This is a genomic window from Candidatus Pantoea symbiotica (assembly GCF_056491525.1).
The window spans coordinates 1,023,401-1,046,423 of the sequence record NZ_JBSZHR010000002.1 but is presented as its reverse complement, the minus strand read 5'-3'; the positions used below and the strand labels follow the sequence as shown (position 1 = coordinate 1,046,423).

24 protein-coding genes and 1 riboswitch are annotated in these 23,023 nt (G+C 57.1%); of the genes, 7 read left to right on the top strand and 17 right to left on the bottom strand.

Annotated features, from left to right (window positions below):
• Positions 1 to 3 precede the first annotated feature (3 nt).
• From ACXIZX_RS05435 to moaA, 7 genes are all read right to left on the bottom strand, one after another.
• Positions 4 to 711: a Bax inhibitor-1/YccA family protein gene (locus ACXIZX_RS05435; protein ID WP_008102687.1), complete on the bottom strand. Its 708-nt coding sequence runs from the start codon at positions 709 to 711 to the stop codon at positions 4 to 6.
• Positions 712 to 774: 63 nt separating this feature from the next.
• A complete protein-coding gene (locus tag ACXIZX_RS05430; RefSeq protein ID WP_479403737.1) occupies positions 775 to 1,869 on the bottom strand; it encodes a DUF1615 domain-containing protein in 1,095 nt (364 codons plus the stop codon).
• 80 nt (positions 1,870 to 1,949) lie between these two features.
• Entirely contained in the window at positions 1,950 to 2,402 is a 453-nt protein-coding gene (moaE, locus tag ACXIZX_RS05425) for a molybdopterin synthase catalytic subunit MoaE (RefSeq protein ID WP_008102692.1), read from the bottom strand.
• A gap of 2 nt (positions 2,403 to 2,404) precedes the next feature.
• Entirely contained in the window at positions 2,405 to 2,650 is a 246-nt protein-coding gene (gene moaD / locus ACXIZX_RS05420; protein WP_008102694.1) for a molybdopterin synthase sulfur carrier subunit, read from the bottom strand.
• Complete coding sequence (moaC, locus tag ACXIZX_RS05415) at positions 2,643 to 3,128, bottom strand: cyclic pyranopterin monophosphate synthase MoaC (RefSeq protein WP_154153274.1); 486 nt, start codon at positions 3,126 to 3,128, stop codon at positions 2,643 to 2,645. Before moaC ends, moaD begins: the two co-directional genes overlap by 8 nt.
• 2 nt (positions 3,129 to 3,130) lie before the next feature.
• The gene (gene moaB, locus ACXIZX_RS05410) at positions 3,131 to 3,646 is read right to left on the bottom strand and encodes a molybdenum cofactor biosynthesis protein B (RefSeq protein WP_101763177.1); all 516 of its coding nucleotides are present in this window, start codon (positions 3,644 to 3,646) and stop codon (positions 3,131 to 3,133) included.
• Between the two features lie 17 nt (positions 3,647 to 3,663).
• Positions 3,664 to 4,650 (bottom strand): GTP 3',8-cyclase MoaA, encoded by a 987-nt coding sequence (moaA, locus tag ACXIZX_RS05405; protein ID WP_479403736.1) that lies wholly within the window; start codon positions 4,648 to 4,650, stop codon positions 3,664 to 3,666.
• Positions 4,639 to 4,775, bottom strand: a riboswitch (molybdenum cofactor riboswitch). (Overlaps the previous gene by 12 nt.)
• A gap of 196 nt (positions 4,776 to 4,971) precedes the next feature.
• On the opposite strand from moaA, the gene ACXIZX_RS05400 reads away from it, so the two are divergent.
• Positions 4,972 to 5,874 carry a gluconeogenesis factor YvcK family protein gene (locus ACXIZX_RS05400; RefSeq protein WP_008102701.1) on the top strand — a complete coding sequence of 301 codons (903 nt, stop codon included), beginning with the start codon at positions 4,972 to 4,974 and terminating at the stop codon, positions 5,872 to 5,874.
• Between the two features lie 32 nt (positions 5,875 to 5,906).
• Here ACXIZX_RS05400 and uvrB read toward each other — a convergent pair whose 3' ends face one another.
• Positions 5,907 to 7,928: an excinuclease ABC subunit UvrB gene (uvrB, locus tag ACXIZX_RS05395; RefSeq protein WP_479403735.1), complete on the bottom strand. Its 2,022-nt coding sequence runs from the start codon at positions 7,926 to 7,928 to the stop codon at positions 5,907 to 5,909.
• Between the two features lie 902 nt (positions 7,929 to 8,830).
• Between uvrB and ACXIZX_RS05390 the strand changes: the two genes are divergently transcribed.
• Together ACXIZX_RS05390 and ACXIZX_RS05385 are read left to right on the top strand one after the other, a co-directional pair.
• Complete coding sequence (locus ACXIZX_RS05390) at positions 8,831 to 9,547, top strand: ATP-binding cassette domain-containing protein (RefSeq protein WP_154191941.1); 717 nt, start codon at positions 8,831 to 8,833, stop codon at positions 9,545 to 9,547.
• Between the two features lie 116 nt (positions 9,548 to 9,663).
• The gene (locus ACXIZX_RS05385; RefSeq protein WP_479403734.1) at positions 9,664 to 10,851 is read left to right on the top strand and encodes an IS4 family transposase; all 1,188 of its coding nucleotides are present in this window, start codon (positions 9,664 to 9,666) and stop codon (positions 10,849 to 10,851) included.
• A gap of 79 nt (positions 10,852 to 10,930) precedes the next feature.
• Here ACXIZX_RS05385 and bioD read toward each other — a convergent pair whose 3' ends face one another.
• The 4 genes from bioD to bioB are packed head-to-tail and all read right to left on the bottom strand — an operon-like array spanning position 10,931 to position 14,521.
• Positions 10,931 to 11,602: a dethiobiotin synthase gene (gene bioD / locus ACXIZX_RS05380; RefSeq protein WP_479403733.1), complete on the bottom strand. Its 672-nt coding sequence runs from the start codon at positions 11,600 to 11,602 to the stop codon at positions 10,931 to 10,933.
• A complete protein-coding gene (gene bioC / locus ACXIZX_RS05375; protein ID WP_479403732.1) occupies positions 11,599 to 12,354 on the bottom strand; it encodes a malonyl-ACP O-methyltransferase BioC in 756 nt (251 codons plus the stop codon). Before bioC ends, bioD begins: the two co-directional genes overlap by 4 nt.
• Positions 12,338 to 13,489: an 8-amino-7-oxononanoate synthase gene (bioF, locus tag ACXIZX_RS05370; protein WP_479403731.1), complete on the bottom strand. Its 1,152-nt coding sequence runs from the start codon at positions 13,487 to 13,489 to the stop codon at positions 12,338 to 12,340. Before bioF ends, bioC begins: the two co-directional genes overlap by 17 nt.
• Entirely contained in the window at positions 13,490 to 14,521 is a 1,032-nt protein-coding gene (gene bioB / locus ACXIZX_RS05365) for a biotin synthase BioB (RefSeq protein WP_479403730.1), read from the bottom strand.
• A gap of 88 nt (positions 14,522 to 14,609) precedes the next feature.
• Here bioB and bioA point away from each other — a divergent pair, with 88 nt between their 5' ends.
• Both bioA and ACXIZX_RS05355 read left to right on the top strand, forming a co-directional pair.
• Positions 14,610 to 15,905, top strand: coding sequence for an adenosylmethionine--8-amino-7-oxononanoate transaminase (bioA, locus tag ACXIZX_RS05360; protein WP_061717342.1), 1,296 nt, complete (start codon positions 14,610 to 14,612; stop codon positions 15,903 to 15,905).
• 29 nt (positions 15,906 to 15,934) lie between these two features.
• The gene (locus ACXIZX_RS05355; protein WP_179451533.1) at positions 15,935 to 16,411 is read left to right on the top strand and encodes a kinase inhibitor; all 477 of its coding nucleotides are present in this window, start codon (positions 15,935 to 15,937) and stop codon (positions 16,409 to 16,411) included.
• 730 nt (positions 16,412 to 17,141) lie between these two features.
• Here ACXIZX_RS05355 and pgl read toward each other — a convergent pair.
• Positions 17,142 to 18,134: a 6-phosphogluconolactonase gene (gene pgl / locus ACXIZX_RS05350; RefSeq protein WP_061717344.1), complete on the bottom strand. Its 993-nt coding sequence runs from the start codon at positions 18,132 to 18,134 to the stop codon at positions 17,142 to 17,144.
• A 148-nt stretch (positions 18,135 to 18,282) separates the two neighbouring features.
• On the opposite strand from pgl, the gene ACXIZX_RS05345 reads away from it, so the two are divergent.
• Positions 18,283 to 19,101: a pyridoxal phosphatase gene (locus tag ACXIZX_RS05345; RefSeq protein WP_008109070.1), complete on the top strand. Its 819-nt coding sequence runs from the start codon at positions 18,283 to 18,285 to the stop codon at positions 19,099 to 19,101.
• A 97-nt stretch (positions 19,102 to 19,198) separates the two neighbouring features.
• Here ACXIZX_RS05345 and modC read toward each other — a convergent pair whose 3' ends face one another.
• From modC to ACXIZX_RS05325, 4 genes are all read right to left on the bottom strand, one after another.
• The gene (gene modC, locus ACXIZX_RS05340) at positions 19,199 to 20,257 is read right to left on the bottom strand and encodes a molybdenum ABC transporter ATP-binding protein ModC (RefSeq protein WP_479403729.1); all 1,059 of its coding nucleotides are present in this window, start codon (positions 20,255 to 20,257) and stop codon (positions 19,199 to 19,201) included.
• Positions 20,257 to 20,949: a molybdate ABC transporter permease subunit gene (gene modB / locus ACXIZX_RS05335; RefSeq protein ID WP_008109064.1), complete on the bottom strand. Its 693-nt coding sequence runs from the start codon at positions 20,947 to 20,949 to the stop codon at positions 20,257 to 20,259. Before modB ends, modC begins: the two co-directional genes overlap by 1 nt.
• Entirely contained in the window at positions 20,946 to 21,719 is a 774-nt protein-coding gene (gene modA, locus ACXIZX_RS05330; protein WP_479403728.1) for a molybdate ABC transporter substrate-binding protein, read from the bottom strand. Before modA ends, modB begins: the two co-directional genes overlap by 4 nt.
• A 176-nt stretch (positions 21,720 to 21,895) precedes the next feature.
• Positions 21,896 to 22,054, bottom strand: a complete 159-nt coding sequence (locus ACXIZX_RS05325) for an AcrZ family multidrug efflux pump-associated protein (RefSeq protein ID WP_007890616.1) — start codon at positions 22,052 to 22,054, stop codon at positions 21,896 to 21,898.
• A 117-nt stretch (positions 22,055 to 22,171) separates the two neighbouring features.
• On the opposite strand from ACXIZX_RS05325, the gene modE reads away from it, so the two are divergent.
• On the top strand, positions 22,172 to 22,954 hold the full coding sequence (gene modE / locus ACXIZX_RS05320) for a molybdenum-dependent transcriptional regulator (protein WP_154153307.1): 783 nt from the start codon (positions 22,172 to 22,174) through the stop codon (positions 22,952 to 22,954).
• Positions 22,955 to 23,023 lie beyond the last annotated feature (69 nt).

Here is a 23,023-nt window from a genome sequence, read left to right as displayed (position 1 = left end):
GGATTAGCGGCGGTTGCCGAAGATGCGCAGCAGCATCAGGAACAGGTTGATAAAGTCGAGATACAGCGTAAGCGCGCCCATGATGGAAGTGCGACGCAGGTTCTCTTTGTCGTTCACGTTGATGTTCTCGCCAATCGCCTTCAGCTTCTGCGTGTCATAGGCGGTTAAGCCAACAAACACCACCACGCCGATATAGGTGATCGCCCACATCAGTGCCGGGCTTTTCAGCCAGAAGTTCACCAGCGACGCCAGCAAAATACCGATCAGCGCCATAAACAGCAGGCTGCCAAAACGGCTCAGGTCGCGCTTGGTGGTGTAACCGTAGAAGCTCATGGCACCGAACATCCCGGCCGTCACAAAGAAGGTGCTGGCAATCGATGAGTAGGTGTAAACGAGGAAAATACTCGCCATTGTCAGGCCGGTCAGCGCCGAATAGAGCATAAACAGCGCGGTGGCGACCGCGCCGCTCATCCGTTGCACCATGCCAGACAGCACAAACACCAGCGCCAGCTGCGCGATGATCAGACCAAAGAAAGTGATACGGTTAGCAAACACCAGTTCCATTACTGCAGGTGTGCGGGCAGCAAACCACGAAACAAACGCGGTGAGCAGCAAGCCGCAGGTCATCCAGCCATACACCTGCGCCATGTAGGTCTGCAGCGAGGTGGATGCCTGCTGCACGATTGAATCATTACGTGGATATCGATCCATGAAGCGCCTCATTAGCTTTTACGTTAACAAACTCTGTAAGTGTGGAGTGTACACCCGTTTGCGTCAACGGCGCGTCAAGCACTGTTGATAGCGGCCATTAACGCGCTGGGCAAACCACGCGGTGGTGAGATTGCGGGTGATTTTCGGGCTCTCCAGTTTGATGCCCGGCAGCATTTCGCGCGGCAGACGTTTTCCGGCCATCTTATCGGCGAGAATAAAGGTCTGCTTCCACAGCGTGCTTTTGGCAAAATCTTCGCTGTCGCCCTTCTCCAAATCGCGGCGGATTTCACGATTGCTCATATCCAGCTGCTTGCTCAGGCTGCGCACCGCCAGTTCGGTGGAGCCGGCCTGCTCGCTGCCATACATAATCAAGTCGCCATCCAGTTCCAGCTTGATGCCGCTGGCGCGTGCAATCGCCGCCTGGAATGCCGCGTTGCGGCTGGCGTACCAACCGGCGTTGAAGTCGGCGAAGCGATAGAGCGGCTGGCTGTAATCGGCCGGATAGCCAAGTAGATGCAGCGTGCCGAAGTAGATACCACCGCGACGGGTGAAGACTTCTCGACGAATCGAACCGTCAACCGCATACGGATAGCCTTTGGCGTGCGCTTCCGCAAACTCAATGCTGACCTGCATCGGCCCGCCGGTATGAATCGGGTTAAGGTTGCCAAACAGCTTCTGCCCCATCGGCACCATATCGATGAAATCATCAAAGATGGCGCTCAGTTCTTTCTCGCTGCGCACTTTATCCAGACGCGCGGCATAGCTTTCACCGTTCGGCGATTTGATCAGCAGCGCGGTGCGCACCAGAAATGCCGGAACGTGTACTTTGGCGGCGCGGCGATCGATTTCGCCCCAGGCGATTTTCGGTAAGCCCGGCACTTCCGCATCAGCACTGAAGTTGGACTCCTGATCGGTGACGGCAATCACCGCGCAGATGTTGCTGACGCTGGCATCGATTTGCTGCACGCGGAACGCGGTATAGATGTCGTCGGCCCAGGAGGATTTTTGCTTCACGTCGCTTGGCAACAACTGCTGGATTTGGCTTTTCACATCGGCGGGCTGACGTGCAGGCACCTGCGGCTCTTTTTTGGTGCTACAACCAACTAGCACCAGCGCAGCCAGCAATGCTGCGCCTTTCATCATCTTGCTCGTGTTCATCCTGCTCCCTGACGCCAACAAAAACCGTACCTTAACGTTTTCAGTGGCCTGCCGCTATCGGAGCCGGAGGATTTTGCGCGCTAGCTCCAGCGCTCAGCGGCCTGATGATCGCTGTCGCGGGCATCAACCCAGCGATCGCCTGCAGCGGTAGCTTCGCGCTTCCAGAACGGTGCGCGGGTTTTCAGGTAATCCATGATGAACTCAGTAGCAGCGAAGGCGCTGCTACGATGTGCGCTGCTGACGCCCACAAACACAATTTCATCGCCGGGGAACAGTTCGCCAACGCGATGAATCACCGTGACCTGCTGCAGCGCCCAGCGCTGACGCGCATCTTCAACAATATCGGCCAGCGCTTTTTCCGTCATGCCGGGATAGTGCTCCAGCGTCAAGGCCGCCACACTAGCGCCGAGATTGTGATTGCGCACTTTGCCGGTGAAAGTAACAACCGCGCCATCGCTGTCATGCGCGGCAAGTTTTTCGTACTCTTCGCCGACGTTAAAAGGCTCTGATCCCACACGAATCCGCGTTTCCATCATCAGCCTCCAGTGACCGGCGGGAAAAAGGCCACTTCATCACCGGCACGCAGCGGATGAGTCATCGGCACCAGCGTTTGGTTTACCGCCGCCAGCAGCTTGCCAGATTCCAGCGCCAGCGCCCAGCGATCGCCCTTCTCCGCTAACGCCGCGCGCAATGTCGCGACGTCATCATATTCTGGAGCCAAATCAAGTGAGCTGGTTCCGGTCAATTCACGCACCTGAGCAAAAAACAGCACCTTAATCATGGCTCACCGCCTTGAAATCGCCGGACTTGCCGCCGCTTTTAGTCAGCAAACGTAGCTGGTCGATGACGATGTCTTTTTGCACCGCTTTGCACATGTCATAGATGGTCAGCGCCGCGACGGATGCCGCCGTCAACGCTTCCATCTCGACGCCGGTTTTGCCCGTCAGACGACACAGCGAGGTGACGCGCACGCGATTGTGCTCAGGTTCAGCAATCAAACTGACTTCCACTTTGCTCAGCATCAGCGGATGACAGAGCGGAATCAGTTCCCAGGTGCGTTTTGCCGCCTGAATACCGGCGATGCGCGCGGTGGCGAACACGTCACCTTTATGATGGCTGCCGTCAATAATCATCTGCAGCGTTTCGGCGCTCATCAGCACCAGCGCTTCGGCCTGCGCTTCGCGCACCGTTTCGGTTTTGCCAGAGACATCCACCATGTGGGCTTCGCCAGCGGCATTGATATGAGTTAACGATGACATGCTTACAACTTCTTCAAATGTGAGACGAAATTACACGGACGCGTACGCGCATCCAGCTGATCTTCAATAATGCGTTCCCAGGCGCTGCGGCAGGCGTTGGTCGATCCCGGCACGGCAAAAATCAGCGTTTGATTGGCTAATCCAGCCACCGCGCGCGACTGCAGCGTTGAGCTGCCAATCTCTTCATAGGAGATCATGCGGAACAGCTCGCCAAAGCCTTCGATTTCGCGGTCCAGCAGCGGCAGCAACGCTTCTGGCGTGCTGTTTTTGCTGTTGAAGCCGGTGCCGCCGTTAACGATCACCACTTGCACATCGTCGCTGGCGATCCAGCGCGACACCGTGGCGCGAATGCGATAGCGGTTATCCGGCACAATCGCGCGATCCACCACCTGATGTCCGGCTTCCGCCAGCGCTTCACGCAGATAATCGCCGGATGTGTCATTGCTGGCATCGCGGCTATCCGAGACGGTCATCACCGCCACATTTAAGGCGACAAATTCGCCAGAAGGTTTACCCATGGCCGTAACTCCTGTGTTTAGCCACCAATAAAGGAGAGATTTTGTGTGATGCCGGTGTTGCCCTGATGCAGGAAATGCGTCTGCTTTTTCTGTCCAAGGCTGTGCGCAATGCGTGCCTGCAACGCATCTTGCTGATCGTCAGAGGCCAGCAGATCGCGCAGCGACACGCCGCCATCGCCAAACAGGCACAGATGCAAATTGCCCAGCGCCGAGACGCGCAGGCGGTTGCAGCTGGCACAGAAATCTTTCTCGTACGGCATGATCAGGCCCACTTCGCCCTGATAATCGGGATGACGGAACACCTGCGCTGGGCCGTCGCTGCGACCGCGCGGCTGGCGTTGCCAACCTTGCATGATCAGCTGATCGCGGATCACTTCACCGGAGATGTGATGACGGCGGAACAGATCGCTGCCTTCGCCGGTCTCCATCAGTTCGATAAAGCGCAGTTGAATCGGTCGCAGGCGCAGCCACTCAAGGAAGGTGCTGAGACTGTGGCTATTTACATCGCGCATCAACACGCTGTTCACTTTCACTTTCTCGAAACCGGCATCAAAGGCGGCGTCAATTCCCGCCATCACCTCGGTAAATTTGTCCTGGCCGGTAATGGCGTGAAACTGGCGTGCGTCGAGGCTGTCGACGCTGACATTGATATGAGTGAGACCGGCAGCGCGCCACGCACGCACGTCACGCGCCATGCGGTAACCGTTGGTGGTCATCGCGATTTGGCGAATAGCGGCGTTTTCACGCACCGCGGCGATGATGTCGGTGAAATCGCGACGCATAGAGGGTTCGCCGCCCGTCAGGCGCACTTTTTCCGTGCCCGCAGCCGCAAAGGCACGCGTCACGCGACGAATCTCATCCAGCGAGAGGAAGCTTTTATTGTGCGTACCGTTCGGCTTGTAGCCATTCGGCAAGCAGTAGGTACAACGGAAGTTACACACATCCGTGACCGACAGGCGCAGATAGTAAAAGCTGCGCGCGTAGGCATCTGTAAATTGTGGCACCTGAACACCTTTCCAAAGTCGGGAGATGCAGTCATTTCTTTCTGCACCCTGGCAGCTCAAGGCTGCGGCCTGCATTCCATATCTTTAACGACTTAGGAAACCAGGCTTGGGAGTTTGTTGTCATTATGGACAACACGGTTAAAACGAATGGTAGCGCGATTAGCGATTCGCATCCATCAGTGAATTTCGCTATATATCTTGATGTATAACGTGTTTTTCACCGCATTTTCGCGACAGGATACGGTAAAATGCATCACAGATATTGATGCACATCAGTTCAACTACGCCTCAACGCGAGGACGTCAGTGACAAAGGAGAAACATGAATCGAACCCTGGCAGATTTGGACCGCGTAGTGGCATTAGGTGGCGGACACGGTTTGGGCCGCGTGATGTCGGCGCTGGCACCGTTAGGCTCGCGCTTAACCGGCATTGTCACCACCACCGATAACGGCGGATCCACCGGCCGCATTCGCCGATCGGAAGGCGGCATTGCGTGGGGCGATATGCGCAACTGCATCAATCAGCTGATCACCGAACCCAGCGTCGCCACTGCGATGTTTGAGTATCGCTTCACCGGCAATGGCGAGCTGGCCGGGCACAACCTGGGCAACCTGATGCTGAAGGCGCTCGATCACCTGAGCGTACGTCCGCTGGAAGCGATCAATATCATTCGCAATCTGCTTAAAGTTGATGCGTTTCTGATTCCGATGTCGGAACAGCCGGTTGATCTGGTGGCGCAGGATGGCGAAGGCAATATGGTGTACGGCGAAACCGCGATTGATGAGATGAAACAGCCGCCCGAAGAGTTGATGTTGCATCCCAACGTACTGCCAACCCGTGAAGCGATTGAGGCGATAGGCGAAGCGGATTTGATTCTGATTGGTCCCGGCAGTTTTTACACCAGCCTGATGCCGATTCTGCTGATGGAAGATATGGCACGCGCGCTGCGTCGTACACCTGCCACCATGGTGTTTATTGGTAATCTGGGCCGCGAACTGAGCCCGGCGGCAGCCAGCCTGAATGTGGCCGATAAATTGGCGATCATGGAGAAAGCGATTGGCAAGCGGGTGATTGATGCGGTGGTGGTGAGTCCGGCCGCCGATATTCGCGGCGTGGAAGAGCGTTTAATCATTCGCGAACCGCTGGAAGCCGCCGACATCAAATATCGCCACGACCGCCAGCTGCTGCGTATCGCGCTGGAACACGCCATTCAGGCCGTGTAGAGTCGCCATTTATGGCGACCTGGCTGCTACCATCACGAAGCCGCAATAAACAGCTCGCGCAGTTGATGTAACTGATCGCGCACGCTGGCGGCTTCTTCGAACTCCAGGTTCTGCGCGTGTTGCTGCATCTGCCCTTCCAGCTCGTGAATTTTCTTCTGCATCGCCTGCGGCGTCAGCGCCATATAGTTAGCTTCGGCTTCTGCCGCAGTGCGTGACGCGGTTTTGCCTTTGCCGCGCGTTTTCACTACGTTTTTACCGAGCTCAAGAATATCGGTGATCTTCTTGTTGAGCCCTTGCGGTGTAATGCCATTCTCTTCGTTGTATTTCTGCTGCTTCTCACGACGGCGCTCGGTTTCGCCCATCGCGCGCTCCATCGACGGCGTGAGTTTGTCGGCGTAGAGAATCGCCCGGCCGTTGATGTTACGCGCGGCGCGGCCAATGGTCTGAATCAGCGAACGCTCGGAACGCAGGAAGCCCTCTTTATCGGCATCGAGAATCGCCACCAGCGACACCTCCGGCATATCCAGACCTTCTCGCAGCAAGTTGATGCCAACCAGCACATCAAATTCGCCGAGGCGTAAATCGCGGATAATCTCCATACGTTCCACGGTATCGATATCCGAGTGCAGATAGCGCACCTTCTCGCCGTGCTCCACAAGGTATTCGGTGAGATCTTCCGCCATACGCTTGGTCAGTACGGTCACCAGCACACGCTCGTTGATCTCAACACGCTTGCGGATTTCCGACAGCAAATCATCGACCTGCGTCGCCACCGGACGCACTTCCAGCACCGGATCCAGCAGGCCAGTTGGGCGCACCAGCTGATCAATCACTTCGCTGCCCGATTTTTCCAGCTCGTAATTGCCCGGCGTGGCCGACACATAAATGGTTTGCGGCGCGGCCGCTTCAAACTCTTCAAAGCGCATTGGACGGTTATCCAGCGCCGACGGCAAGCGGAAACCGTATTCCACCAGCGTCTCTTTACGCGCGCGGTCACCGCGATACATGCCGCCAATCTGCGGAATGGTGACGTGCGATTCGTCGACCACCAGCAAGCCATCCGCTGGTAAATAGTCGAACAAGGTCGGCGGCGGCTCGCCCGGTCCGCGACCGGAAAGATAGCGCGAGTAGTTTTCGATGCCGGAGCAGTAACCCAACTCGTTCATCATTTCGAGATCGAACTGCGTACGCTGGGAAATACGCTGTTCTTCAAGCAGCTTGTTGTTCTCCAGCAGCACTTTGCGGCGGATCACCAGCTCATCTTTGATCTCTTCCATCGCTTGCAGAATGCGTTCGCGCGGCGTCACGTAGTGCGTTTTGGGATAGACGGTAAAGCGTGGGATAACAGAATCAATCTGGCCAGTCAGCGGATCAAACAGCGACAGCCTTTCAACTTCTTCATCAAACAGTTCAATACGCAGCGCAATGTCGTCCGATTCCGCCGGGAACACATCAATCACTTCGCCGCGCACGCGGAAGGTGCCGCGCTGGAAGGCTTGATCGTTACGGGTATATTGCAATTCCGCCAGACGGCGCAGAATGCTGCGCTGATCAATAATCATGCCGCGCGTCAGGTGCAGCATCATTTTCAGGTAGAGATCAGGATCGCCCAAGCCGTAGATCGCCGAAACCGACGCCACCACAATCACATCACGACGCTCCAGCAGTGCTTTGGTCGCCGACAGACGCATCTGCTCAATGTGCTCATTCACCGAGGCATCTTTCTCGATAAAGGTGTCAGAACTCGGCACATAGGCTTCAGGCTGGTAGTAATCGTAATAAGAGACGAAAAACTCCACCGCGTTATCCGGGAAAAACTCCTTCATCTCGCCGTAGAGCTGCGCTGCCAGGGTTTTATTCGGCGCCAGCACCATCGTCGGGCGGTTGAGGTCGGCAATCACGTTCGCCACGGTAAATGTTTTACCAGAGCCCGTCACGCCCAACAGCGTTTGATGCGCGAGTCCATCTTCCAGCCCCTCTTCGAGACGGCGAATCGCCTCAGGTTGATCGCCTGAAGGCTTGAAAGCGGAGTTGAGTTTAAAGGCTTTGCTCATGTTTTAGCGGTTCCAGCAGATGAAGTCGGCGGGCAGGCTGCTAATTCTACTCTGCTATGGCGAATTTGCCAGAAAAAAATACTGGACATAATCACAGTAACCTTGCACGATAATGGAACCTGAAGCCGATTTTCTTCAGTGCAATTTAAGCGGTAGCCAGCAAGCTCTTGTTGCGCAATGTTATCCCCAAGCGGAGGACGCTTTTAACATTTGTCAATAGAGTGTCATTAAATTGCAGTCCGATGACAAGCCAGATAATTCGCATGCTTGATTTTAACTAACCTGCTGTTTTTACTGACATTGACTCAAAAGCCCAGTTTCTCATCATAATGTATGAAGGCCGCGAATTTACTCGCTTGCACACGGTTTTCAGTCGCTAATGCACAAGGTTATCCACAGTAATGGTGGATAAGTGAATCCAGCCCCGAGCCCATCGGCTGTGTATAATTTTCTCTCGCCCATTCTTAAGCGCGAAAAAAAATTTTTTCGCATTTATTTTTCTCCGCCTGCGTGTCGCATTAACCCTTCTTTTTCCCTGTTTACCTCTCCTTGCCGGGAGAAAAGCCAGGCTTTAAGACCATTTATTTCCCCGGTTATTGCCTTACGAACGATCAAATGCACCAGAAACGTTAAGCAGTCAGCACCGTCAAAGTGCAGCTAATTTATCACCGCCGGCAATTGTTAAGCGTTTCTCAACTTTTAGCGGTTGATTTGTCAGGTTTCCGACCTGGAAAGAGTTAAATTCCTAACCTGGCCTGGGAATTGCAGTGTTTGCTATATGGAGTGACGAGTCCATATCGGCGCTTGCCGACGACAGCGGTGTCCATCAATCGTGCACGACTGTATGCCAGACGACACAGAGCGGGAGCATTCAGGCTAATAATCTGGAAGGAGTATGTCAGATGCTGAGTTTACGTTCGGTGAATCAGTTTTACGGTCAAAATCACATTCTGTGGGATGTGGATCTCGATCTGCCGCCGGGCACCTGCACCGGCGTGTTGGGCAGCCCCGGCATGGGCAAAACCACGTTGGTGAACTGCATTATGGGCCGACTGCCGATTAACAGCGGCTCGATGACCTGGCAGGAAGATGGCGCGCCGCCGGAAGATTTGCTGCTGCAACCGGCCGAGCTGCGCGCACGCACCGGCATTGGTTACGTGCCGCAAGGACGGCATATTTTCTCGCAGATGAGCGTGGAGGATAACCTGCTGATCGCCCTGATGGCGGCGCAGGACGATCGTAGTCGCGCCATTCCGGAAATGGTGTTTGACCTGTTTCCGGCGCTCTATTCATTGCGCCATCAGCGCAGCGGCGAGTTGCCGATGGAGCAACAGCAACATTTGGCACTGGCGCGCGCGCTGGTGCTGCAGCCCAAGCTGGTGATTCTGGATGAGCCAACAGAAGGGATGTCGCCGTGGCTGGAAGAGGAGATGGGCAATCTGATTCGTCGGCTAAACCGTGAGTATGGTTTAACCATTCTGCTGCTGGAGCAGCACGTGTCGTTTGTCCGGCGCGTCGCCGACTATTTCCTGCTGCTGCATCGTGGGCGTAACGTGGCACACGGCAAAGTGGCGCAGTTGGATGACATCACCGTTAATAAGTGGTTAACGGCGACGTAGATAGCCAGGTCGCCATAAATGGCGACCCTACGACCTGATGAATCCCCACAAAAACGAAGCAGGCACAGTGGAAAAATGGTCTAATTATTGCGCCAACAAAAAATAAGATCGCCACTATGCCTGCTTCCGCATTTTGCCATAAATTTTTACGGGAATCTTTAGCCAGCACCCATCAGTATCGTCGTAACGCCCTCACTGATATGACGATTTCCCTGACCCGCGGTGCTTCCCTCAATCTGACCAGCATTGGTCGCTCTCTTGCGGGCGATGCCCGCGTTAAGCACAAAATCAAACGCGTTGACCGCCTTATGGGGAATGCTGCCCTCCACCGGGAGGTGCCCGCGCTGTCACGCGACATTATCTGCTGGCTTATCCGGGACATGAAGGAGTGCGTCATTGCCGTGGACTGGAGCGCCTGGCCGACTCAGTCCTTCAGCCTTTTGCGTGCCAGCCTGCTGGCGGACGGACGCGCTATCCCGCTGCTGAGCCTCATCGCAGAAGGCGATAAGCTGGGAAATCCCGACCTTCAGAACCGCTTTCTGGACGAACTGGCCGGGTGTATGGGAGACAGGAAAGTGACCATCGTCACCGATGCCGGGTTCCGCCGCGAGTGGTTTAACCGCGTTCAGTCGCACGGATGGCACTTCATCGGCCGGCTCAGGGGCAACGGCGTTCTGAAGCTGGCCGGAACGGATGAGTGGGTAACGCCGGGTCAGCTAAAAGCCGGCACAACGCCGCGCTGTGCTAGTGCGGCCCGGCTGACGCGATATAAAAAATCACCGGCTTACGGCTTCGTGCACGTTCATAAGAGAGCGCCCAAAAATCGTCACGGAAAGAAAAGCCGGGATCGTTTTTTTTACACGCGCGAAGAGGCAAACCAGAGTCGCCTGGCCCGTGAGCCGTGGGTGCTGTTTACCAGCGATGCGGAGCTGAAGCCACGGACGGTAATGAAGCTTTACAGCCGGAGAATGCAGATAGAACAGAACTTCCGGGATGAAAAGAGTGAACGTTACGGTATGGGGCTGAGAAGCAGCTTCAGCCGGAGTGTGGAAAGGATGTCAGTGCTGAACCTGCTGTCGACGCTGTGCAGCATCTTACTGTGGCTGATGGGCTACGCGCTTGAAAGCAAAGGCGAGCACCGGTTTTATCAGGCGAACACGGTGCAACACCGGCGAGTACTGTCATACCTTACGCTGGCAAGAAATGCGATAAGGCACAACCCGGCAGGGATCAGTCAGCTGGATATAGAAACGGTGCGAGCCGAACTATCAGCGAGTTACAGGAATATCGTATATGTGTATTAACGATATTCCTGGGGATCCCTCAGCCCTACGGAGCATGATGTGGTTTTGTAGGGGCGCCATTTATGGCGACCTGGGTTATTTATTGCGGCAACGTCAAATAACGCCCACATTCGGCCTGTTCGGCCGTATCGCTCAAATGTGGAATCTCACCAAGGAACGGCGCGTCAATGCGCTGACACAGCGTGGCCATATACTCCTGATGGCGTTTGCCGGGCGGCTGGATATCATTGGCAATCCAGCCCGCAAGGCGCAATCCGCGCGCTTTAACCGCTTCGGCGGTGAGCATCGCATGGTTGATGCAACCAAGTTTCACCCCCACCACCAGAATCACCGGCAATTGCTCGGCTTCCACCCAATCGGCGTACGTTTGTGTCTCCGACAGCGGCGTAAACCATCCGCCTGCGCCTTCGACTAACACCCATTCCGCCTGCTGCTCCAGCGCGCGCAAGCCTGCTGACAGCGTGGCAAAAGTAATCGGTCTGCCCTCTTCCGCGCTAATGATATGCGGCGAGGTCGGCTCGACAAACGCCAGCGGGTTCACCTGCTCATAACTTAACGGCAAGCTGCTGTAGCGTTGTAACGCCAGCGCGTCGCTGTTGCGGATACCTTGCGGCGTGATCTCGCAGCCGGAAGCCACCGGCTTGTAGCCTGCGGTGCGTAAACCGGCGGCGCTCGCCGCCTGCAGCAGCGCGCCGCTGGCCACGGTTTTGCCCACTTCGGTATCGGTTCCGGTGATAAACCAGCGTGTCATTTGCTTAAAACTCCATACATCAGGTGATAACTCAGGCGATAACCCGCCTCGTCCTGCGGCCAGTGCTGCTCAAGTTGTGCCAGCTGTGCGCGCGTCAGTACGCTGGCGCCGCGTCCGTCGTGCAGATGCGTGGCACCAATGCCTTTCAGCGAGCGCATAGCGCTGAGCGCACTGGGAAAATGCAGCGTGATAACCTGTTGCTGCTTAGCGATCGGCAGCGTCGCGGTGGCCGCGTCAAACTGCACGGCGCTGAGGAAACGGTTAGCGTGCTGACGACCATCCAGCTGCGCCCACGCGTGATGCACTTCGTGCAGCGACCCATCGAGCAGCGTGGAAAACAGTACCGTGCCGCCTGGACGCGTAACGCGTAAAAACTGCAGCAGCGCGGTGTGCAAGTCGCTGCTCCACTGAACCGCCAGATTGCTCCACACGCCGTCAACACTGGCGTCTGGTAGCGGCACCTCATCAATATCGCCCAGCAGATAGTGCTGCGCCGATTGCTGATCGCGTGCGGTTTGCAGCATGTTGGGCGACAGATCAAGCGCCGTCAACGTGCGCCCGCGATCGCGCCAGTAGCGGCTATACCAGCCGGTGCCGCAACCAGCATCCAGCAGATGCGGGCCAAAACCGGCGGGCGCCAGCGCCAGCAGCGCATCACCGCTCAGCCGCTGTAACTGCGCGTGCTGCTCGTAATGCGCAGCCGCACGACCAAAAGCGTTTGCCACGGCCTGCTTGTTAACCTGCAGCGTCATACAGCACCTCCAGCAGACGATCAATATCATCGGTGTGATGCGCAGCGGTGAGCGTGATGCGCAGCCGTGCGGTGCCCGGCGGCACGGTTGGTGGACGAATGGCGCTTACCCAGCAGCCGGCCTGCGCCAGCCGCTGCGACAACGCCAGCGCCGCGCTGTTTTCACCGACGATCAGCGGTTGGATGGCGCTTGCAGAGGCACCTAACTGCCACGGCAAATCGGCGGCTCCTGCACGGAAACGCGCGATGTGACTGTGCAGTTTTTCGCGCAGCGCATCGCCTTGTTGAATCTGCCGCAGTGCCGCCAGCAACGCGTAGCACTGCGCCGGTGGCATCGCAGTGGAATAGATCAGATGGCGGGAAAACTGCTCGACATAATCAGCAGTGGCGTCATCGCACAGCAGCGCCGCGCCGCTGACGCCAAACCCTTTGCCGAAGGTGACAATCAGCAGTTCCGGTTTAACCTGCTGCTGCCAGCAGCTGCCGCGCCCTTGCGCACCGGTAACGCCGATGCCGTGCGCATCATCCACCAGCAGCCAGCCGTTGCCGCGCCGCGTCTCTTCTGCGATAGCTGCCAGCGGTGCACTGTCGCCATCCATGCTGAACACGCCTTCGGTCACCACCAGCGTGCCGCCATCCGACGGCGTTGCCAGCAGCTTCGCCAGACTTTCCGGCTGATTGTGCGCAAAGCGACGCAGACTCGCCGGGCTGTGGCTGGCGGCATCCAGCAGTGACGCGTGCGCCAGCTTATCGGCGAAGATGCGATCCTGCTTTTCCGCCAGCAGATGGATCACCGCCTGATTGGCGGCGAATCCCGAAATAAATAGCAGCGCGCGCGAATAGCCAAGCCAGTCCGCCAGCTCCGCTTCGAGCTGCGCATGATGGCGGCTGTAGCCGGTGACATGACCGGATGCACCCGCACCCGCGCCTGATTCGGCTGCGCCATGCTGCCAGGCAGCGATCACCGCCGGATGCTGACTCAAGCCGAGATAGTCGTTGCTGGAGAAGTGGCGATAACGCTGCCCTTCGAGCGTAATCTCCCGCACGCTGTTGTACTCAACGGGACGCCGCAGCCGCCAGCCATCAGCGGCACGCCGCGCCGCCAGCGCCTGATCGATACGTTGTGACCAGCCCATTTACACAGCCGCGTTGTAGAACTGCTCGGTATCCGCGTGCAGCAGCTGCTCGCTGAGCTGATATTGCTGCTCGTTGTTACCGGCGGTTGTCGCGGTATGCTCGGGATTCAGACCCAGTTTGCGGAACAGAATCAGATCCTTATCCTCTTCCGGGTTTGGCGTGGTGAGCAGCTTGCAGCCGTAGAAGATTGAGTTTGCACCGGCCATAAAGCACATCGCCTGAGTTTGCTCGCTCATCTGCTCGCGACCGGCTGAAAGACGCACGTGCGAGGATGGCATCATGATGCGCGCCACCGCGATGGTGCGGATGAAGTCGAAGGGTTCAACGTCGTCGTTATCGGCCAGCGGCGTGCCTTTGACCTTCACCAGCATGTTGATCGGCACGCTCTCGGGCGGCGTTGGCAGATTCGCCAGCTGCACCAACAAGCCCGCGCGATCCTTTACCGTTTCACCCAGACCTACGATGCCGCCGGAACACACTTTGATGCCCGCGCCGCGCACTTTATCCAGCGTATCCAGACGTTCCTGATAGCTGCGCGTGGTGATGATGTTGCCGTAGAACTCTGGCGAGGTGTCGAGGTTGTGGTTGTAGAAATCGAGCCCGGCTTCGGCAAGACGCTGTGCCTGGCTGCCATCCAGCGTGCCGAGCGTCATGCAGGTTTCCATGCCCATCGCTTTCACGCCCTGTACCATCTGCTGCAGGTAAGGCATGTCGCGCTCGTGCGGGTTTTTCCACGCCGCGCCCATGCAGAAACGGCTCGATCCCGCCGCCTTGGCTTTGCGCGCCGATTCCAGCACCGCATCCACTTCCATCAGACGTTCTGATTCCAGACCGGTTTTGTAGCGCGCGCTCTGCGGACAGTATTTACAGTCTTCCGGACAGGCGCCGGTTTTGATCGATAGCAGCGTGCTGACCTGCACCTGGCGTGGATCGAAATGTTGACGATGCACTTGCTGCGCTTCAAACATCAACTCAAGGAAAGGTTTATCGAAAAGTGCCTGAGCTTGTGTCAGTGTCCAGCGGTTTGCCATTGCTTACTCCAGAAAAAGGGGGTTCATCCCGACGATTAACGTGGTTATACTTGTAAACTAAATCTTTTTAAAATGGTTTACAACTCACATGTTCACTCAGGACGACCTCAACTTTGACCGCCAGCATATCTGGCATCCTTACACGTCGATGCGCGATCCCCTGCCCTGTTATCCGGTTGTGGCGGCGCACGGCTGTCAGCTGCAGCTGGCCGATGGACGTGAACTGGTGGACGGCATGTCGTCGTGGTGGGCAGCAATCCACGGCTACAACCATCCGCGCCTCAATCAGGCGTTACAGCAGCAAATGACGCAGATGTCGCATGTGATGTTTGGCGGCATTACTCATCCGGCGGCGGTGGAACTGAGCCGCCAGCTGGTTGCCATGACGCCTGAGGCGCTGGAGTGCGTGTTCCTCGCCGATTCAGGTTCGATCGCCGTCGAAGTGTCGATGAAAATGGCGCTGCAATACTGGTTGGGACGCAACCAAACGCGACAAAAATTCCTCACGCTGAAGCGCGGCTATCATGGCGATACCTTTGCCGCGATGTCGGTGTGCGATCCGGAAAATTCGATGCACAGCCTGTGGCGCGGCTATCTGCCGGAACATCTGTTCGCCAACGCGCCGCAGTGTGCTTTCAATGATGAGTGGAACGAGGCGGATTTCGCCGATTTCGCGCAGCTGGCCGAAATCCACCATCGCGAGATTGCGGCGGTGATTCTGGAGCCGATTGTGCAAGGCGCGGGCGGCATGCGTTTCTACCATCCGCGCTATCTGCAGCAGGTGCGCGCGCTGTGCGATCGCTACGGTTTGCTGCTGATTGCCGATGAGATCGCCACCGGATTTGGCCGCAGCGGCAAGCTGTTTGCCTGCGACCATGCGGGCATCACGCCGGACATTCTCTGCCTCGGCAAAGCGCTGACCGGCGGCACCATGACGCTCTCCGCCACGCTGACCACGCGTGAAGTCGCGGACACCATCAGCCGCAGCGCAGCGGGCTGCTTTATGCACGGCCCCACCTTTATGGGCAATCCGCTGGCCTGCGCGGTGGCGGTGGAAAGTCTGAAAATGGTGAATGAAGGGCATTGGCAGTCGCAAGTGGCACAGATTGAACAGCAGCTGCGTGCCGAACTGCTCCCGCTGCGCGGTCATCACGCGGTGGCCGACGCGCGTGTGCTGGGCGCGATTGGCGTGATCGAAACCCATCAGCCGGTGAACATGGCGGCGTTGCAACACTTCTTTGTGGAGCGCGGCGTGTGGATTCGTCCATTTGGGCGATTGATCTACCTGATGCCACCTTATCTGATTTCTGCCGCCGAACTGACGAAACTGACGCAAGCGGTCGGTGCGGCACTGGATGTTGCGGCGCATTTCCACCATGATTGAGGGCACTGCACAACCAATAAGGAGCGATCATGCGCGTAGTTAGCCAGGATTTTAACGACGGCGATAAGATGCCAGAGCGACACGTTTTCAACGGCATGGGTTACCAGGGCGACAATGTGTCACCGCATCTGGCGTGGGATGATGTGCCGGCGGGCACCAAAAGCTTTGTTGTCACCTGCTACGATCCCGACGCGCCAACCGGTTCCGGCTGGTGGCATTGGGTGGTAGCGAACATTCCGGCAGAAGTCACCGAGTTGCCGCAAGGTGCCGGTTCCGGCGTGGCAGAACTGCCGGAAAGCGCGATTCAGACGCGCACCGATTTTGGCCAAACCGGCTACGGCGGCGCAGCGCCACCGCAGGGCGAATCGCATCGCTACATCTTTACGGTGCATGCCATGGATACGGATAAGATTGACGTCGATGAAGGCGCGAGTGGCGCGATGGTGGGTTTTAACGTGCATTTCCACGCGCTGGCCAGTGCGTCGATTACAGTGAAGTACGCGTAATAAAAAAGGTCGCCATAAATGGCGTAATGCCGATCAGTTAAGCACAGAGCGACTTTCGTTCGCCATGTGCTGAGGCAGTTGCAGCATCTCCGTGCTGCGACCGAGCAAAGGGCGCCTGGCCGCGCCCTCTGCACTCCCGGGCCTTGCGCCAGCCCAACCCGCCGCTTCGCGGTGCCTTCACTCATTCACGATTCCTGACGGACCGGCGGCGATTCGCTCCTGCTCAGCGCCACCTCTCGCCGCATCCATGCGGCTCGCCCTGGAATCCCTCATTCCCTCAGCGGTTTAGGATGTCGCCTCAACACCCGCGCTGCAGCAGCAATGCATTTTCCTGACTCGCCATCGCTAAAAATTCCGTAGGGTTGCCATTTATGGCGACCTGGTGCGCATGAATACGTACGGACACTGTCATCACAGGCGGCGCTGTTGCGCGCCATCCGCAGCGCCGAGCGCAGAGTGACGGCCAGGATGAGCCGACAGGACGTCGGCGAAAGCGCGGCATGAGCCAGGAAGGCGAATCCGCGCGGTCCGTCAGGCCGGAAGGATAAGCGAGGGAACAGCGAGGACGGCGCAGGCGCGGATTGCTAAGGTCCGCGCCTTCGGACCTTAGCCCGGCCGCCTGCTTCACACATTCTGAAACTACCAGATGCTTAGCGGGCGGAATCCCTGCGATGTCAGCACGCTGCTTATCTGACATGCATTACGCCATAAATGGCGACCCTGCGAGATATCACAGCTGGTGGATTACCACCCACATTGGGCCTTGTCCTACTGCGTAACGCGCCAGCGGGTTAAGCAGGCCGCGCTCCTGAATCTTATACACTTCGATATGGTGCGATTTTTGTCCCGCCGCCACCAGATATTGACCGCTGTGATCAATATTGAAGCCGCGCGGCTGGGTTTCAGTCGGCTGGTAACCTTCAATCGCCAATACCGAACCATCTTCACTGATGCTGAACACTGTGATAGTGCTGCTAGTGCGGTCGCAGGCATAGAGGAATCGGCCATCCGGCGTGATGTGGATGTCCGCCGCCCAACGCGTGTCGCTGAAATCTTTCGGCATCATGTCGAGGCTCTGCACCCGCTCAACCTGGCCGTGCACATTGTTCAACGCCCAGACATCGACGCTGCTATCCAACTCGTTCACCACGTAGCCATACGCGCCGTTCGGGTGGAAGGCCATGTGACGCGGACCCGCACCTTCAACAGTGGTGACCTGCGCTTGTTCACGCGGGGACAGCGTGCCGTCTGCGTTCAGTTGATACAGGCAGATGCGATCCTGCTTCAGTGCCGGAACAAACAGCGTTTGGTTTTTCAGGTCGATATTGGCGGAGTGGCAGCCGTCCAACCCGCTGATCACCTGACTTGGCGCTTGCGGCAAACCATCGCTGCCAATCGGGCTGATGCTGACGCAGGCATCGTTGTACGAGCCGCAGAACAGATAATTGCCGTGACGATCGGTGGAGATGTGGGTTGGGCTGCCCGGCAGCGGCGCTTCACCGGCCAGGCTCAGCGAACCGTCGGCCGCAATGCGGAACGCCAGCACGCGAAAATTCGGACGAACACCTACATAGAGGAAATCTTTCTTCGGGCTCACCACCATCGGCTGCACCTGGCCGGCAACATCCGTTACCTGCAATAACGTCAGTGCGCCATCTTCCTGCAACTGCCAGGCATGGATCTGCTGGCTCTCGGGACTGGCGGTATACACGACTTGTTTCATGCGTTTTCCTTATTCGCTGCCTGATGAAAGGGATAACTGTAGCGCGTTTCATTTTGTCGCGCTGGATTCATTTGTGCCCTGTTTTTTGTCTCAGGGCCGCTGCCGGGTGTAGACTCAATGCTTTGCCAACTCCCGGACGGAAAGTGTAATGAGCTACCGCGTAATCGCCCTTGACCTCGACGGCACCCTGCTGACCCCGAACAAAACCATTCTGCCTGAATCCATCGAAGCGCTGGCCCGCGCGCAACAGGCGGGCGTGAAAGTGTTGATCGTCACCGGTCGCCACCACTGCGCTATCCACCCTTTTTATCAGGCACTTAAGCTGGATACACCCGCAATCTGCTGTAATGGCACCTATTTGTATGATTATCCGGCGAAACAGGTGCTGGCCGCCGATCCGCTAGATAAAAGCAAAGCCGCGCGTGTGATTGAGATGCTGGATGAAGAGAACATCCACGGTCTGCTGTATGTCGATGATGCGATGCTCTACCAGACGCCAACCGGCCATGTGACGCGTACGTTGAACTGGGCGCAATCGCTGCCGGAAGCGCAGCGTCCGCTGTTCCTGCAGGTACCAAGCCTGGCGCAGGCGGCGATTGACGCTGACTCGATCTGGAAATTCGCGCTGTCGCATCCCGACACGCGTGCGCTGCAGCAGTTTGCTGAACGCACCGAAGCCGAACTCGGTCTGGCGTGTGAATGGTCGTGGCACGATCAGGTGGATATCGCCAAAGGCGGCAACAGCAAAGGCAAGCGTCTGGCGCAGTGGGTTGAAAGTCAGGGCTTTAGCATGCAAGACGTGCTGGCGTTTGGCGATAACTACAACGATCTCAGCATGCTGGAACAGGTGGGATTAGGCGTGGCGATGGGCAATGCCGATGACGCCATCAAAGCGCGCGCCAAAAAGGTGATTGGCACCAATCTGGAGCCGGGTATCGCCGAAGTGATTTATCAGGAAGTTCTCTAGTTAACCCTCCGCATCAACGCTTTTCGGTCACCATAAATGGCGACCCTACAGATGTTTAGTGCGGTTTTGTAGGGTCGCCATTCATGGCGACCTTTTGTTATGCCGCTATCGACACGCTCTTAATCTGCGCATACAGCCACTGATCGGGCCGGATGCCCAACTCATCTCGCGCCCACGGTGAAATGCGCGCCCACAACTCGCTGATGCCAATACGCAGCTTCACTTCCACCTGATCGTCAATCTCCAGCAGCTCAACCACCTGCGCCGGCAGAATATTGCGGATCGAAGTATTGTGCGGCGGCTGCAAGGCCAGCGATACATCGGCCGAGGCGATTCGAATACGCAGCGGCGTTTTCAGCGGCTGATTCACCCTGCTCACCCAAATATGCTGATCGCCGAGAGACAGCGCGGTCATCGGGTAATCGGGATGCTGCTCCAGCACCTGCACACGCAGCACGCTGGTGCGCTCGGCGAGCGGCAGCCACGGACGCATCGCCGAACTGCCCCACACTTTCTCCAGCGGACCAAAGGCTTTCACCTGGCCGGCATCCAGCACCAGCACGTTATCTGCCAGCTGCAGGATTTCATCGAGGCTGTGCGACACGTAAAGAATCGGAATATCGACCTGCTTCGCCAGCTTTTGCAGATAGGGCATTAGCTCACGTTTGCGCGGCAGATCGAGCGATGCCAGCGGTTCATCCATCAGCAGAATATCGGGCGCGGTCAGCAAAGCGCGGCCAATTGCCACGCGCTGTTTTTCACCGCCCGAAAGCGACGCGGGATAACGCGTCAGCAGCGACTCTAAACCGAGCAGCGCCACCAGCGCGTTGAACTGCGGCTTCATTGAGGGCGCCATGCCGTATTGCAGATTGCCGCGCACGCGATAGTGCGGGAACAGTCGCGCATCCTGAAGCACATAGCCGATACGGCGCTTTTCCGGCGGCAAATTCACGCGCGTGGCCGAATCGAACAGCAGACGATCGTTTAACTCGATGCGCCCGCTTTGCGGCTGGGTTAATCCGCCAATCGCGTTAATTAACGAGGTTTTGCCCGCGCCCGATACGCCAAAAATGGCGGTGATGCCGCTGGCGGGAATGTTGACGTTGACGTCGAGCAGGTGATCGCCCAACTTCTGAGAAAGATGCAGATTTAGCATTATGCCGCTCCCAGCCGTTTACGGCCCCAGCGCGCCAGCAGCTCAGACGCCACCAGCGACATCAGCGCTAACGCTATCGCCACCGCACAAAGTCGCGCTGCGGTGCCTTCCGCACCCGGCGTCTCAATCAGGGTAAACATCGCCGACGGAATGGTGCGCGTCTCGCCGGGAATGTTGGAGACAAAAGTGATGGTGGCGCCAAATTCGCCCAGCGAGCGGGCGAAGGCCAGCACCGTGCCGACAATAATGCCCGGCAAGGTGAGCGGAAGTGTGATGGTGAAAAACACGCGCCAGCGCCCGGCACCCAGCGTGCGGGCGGCAAGCTCCAGTTTGGTATCCACCGCTTCCAGCGCGAGACGAATCGCGCGCACCATTAGCGGAAACGCCATCACCGCCGAAGCGATCACTGCGCCGCGCCAGCTAAAGGCAAAGGTGAAGCCAAACCAGTCATACAGCCATTCGCCGATAAAACCGCGACGGCCTAAAGCGATCAGCAGCAGATAACCGACCACCACCGGCGGCAGCACCAGCGGCAAATGGACGATGCTATCCAACAGGGTTTTGCCCGGAAAGCGGCAGCGCGCCAGTATCCAGGCCATCATGATGCCAAACGGCAAGCTGCAGATCACAGCTACACAAGAAACTTTCAGGCTGAGAAAAACGGCCTGCCATTCGGGATCGCTCAATATCATTTCTTCGGCGTGAATCCATACTGTTTAAACACGGCAGCGGCATCCGGCCCCTGCAAATAGTTGTAGAAGGCTTCTACCGTTGCGTTCTTATGTTCTTTGACAATCGCCATCGGATATTCCACTGGCTTGTGGCTATCTTCCGGGAATCGTCCCACGACCTGCACTTTTTGGCTGGCCACCGCGTCTGAACCATACACGATGCCGTACGGCGTTTCATTACGCTCAACCAGCGCCAGCGCGGCACGCACATTATTAGCCGGCGCTAGCTGCGGGGATAAAGCGTCCCACGCGCCGAGTTTTTGTAATGCTTCTTTGGCATAAATGCCCGCTGGCACGTGATCCGGGTCGCCCACCGCCAGACGCTCGCCTTTCAGCAGGCTTTTCCAGTCGGTTTTGCTGTCAATGGTGACCGCTTTAGCCGCGTCGCTTTTCGGCGCAATCAGCACCAGATCATTGCCAAGCAGCGTGTAGCGTGTGCTGGTCACCACGCTGTTTTTCGCCACCACATCGTCCATCCATTGCTGATCGGCAGAGATGAACAGATCGGCCGGTGCGCCCTGATCAATCTGGCGCGCCAGCACCGAAGAAGAGGCAAAAGACGAGACCACTTCTACGCCACTTTTCTTCTGATACTGCGTCGCAATTTCCTGCAGCGCATTGGTCAGCGATGCCGCCGCGAACACGGTAATTTTCTCTGCGGCCACGGCGTGACCCGCCAACGAAACGCCTAAAACGGTTGCAGCAGCCCAGCGGTAATTGATTGTTTGCATTTGTTGCTCCTTGTTACGTTATATATTTGATAATACAACGTGAGCACAAAGCATGTCAGCCGCTATTTGGTGACGTAGGGTCGCCATTTATGGTGACCAAGACGATAGGATATTTATCGGCAGGATTTTACAAAAGTTCAGAAACAAAACGCCCGCAGGAAGCGGGCGTTGAGAAATTAGTGTTGTGAGCTGTTGGCAGGACGATCGTCGCGGCGGCCAAATTTTGAGATGACGTTGAAAACTTCACCCAGGCCGTAAATCAGACCGAGCATAATAGCCATCACAATCGGCACCATGATGATAGCCACAGCCAGGCTTTTTAACAGTTCCAGCATGGAAACCTCACGCAGAAAATAAAAAAGTGATTGTAACGGTTAGCGAAAAAAACGCACTGCCCTTTTCGTGCTTTTACTTTAGGCCTTACACTGGTCAGATAAACCTAAGGAGCTGACATGCAGGCAGAACTTTCTCTCCATATTCGTCTTCAGCAAAAGCTGTTTGCCGATCCGCGCCGCATCGAATTACTGAAACGCGTGCAGCAAACTGGCTCGATTAGCCAGGGCGCGAAACTGGCGGGCATCAGCTACAAAAGCGCCTGGGATGCGATCAATGAAATGAATCAGCTGGCCGATCAAACGCTAGTGGATCGCGCGACCGGCGGCAAAGGCGGCGGCGGCGCGCAGCTGACGCGTTATGGCGAACGCTTGATTCAGCTGTTCCAGTTAATGGAGCAGATTCAACAGAAAGCCTTCGATGTGCTGCAAAACGACAGTTTGCCGCTCGACAGTTTGCTGGCAGCAATTGCGCGCTTCTCGCTGCAAACCAGCGCGCGCAATCAGCTGTTTGGTACGGTGCTGGCCAGCGATCACCAGCAGGTGCAGCAGCACATTGAGGTGCTGCTCGCTGATGGCGTGACGCGCCTGCAAGTGGCGATCACCGCCCGCAGCGCTGAACGGCTGCAACTCGACAGCGGCAAAGAGGTGCTGGTGCTGATTAAAGCGCCGTGGATTCACGTCAGTCACGCCGCCGACAGTAGCGATAATCAGCTGGCCGCGCAGATCAGCGCGATTGAGCCCGGCGATCAGGTTAGCGAAGTATTGATGGCGTTGCCGAGCGGCGAAACGCTGTGCGCTACCGTCACCAATGACGCGGTGAAACAGCAGAATCTGCAGGTTGGCGCCAGCGTCACCGCCAGTTTTAATGCCGAACACGCCATCATCGCCACACTGCTCTGAAATCCACGCCATGATTTGACTTCGCCTGCATCGCTGGCTAAAACTGAGCAACACGATGCATAAAACGGA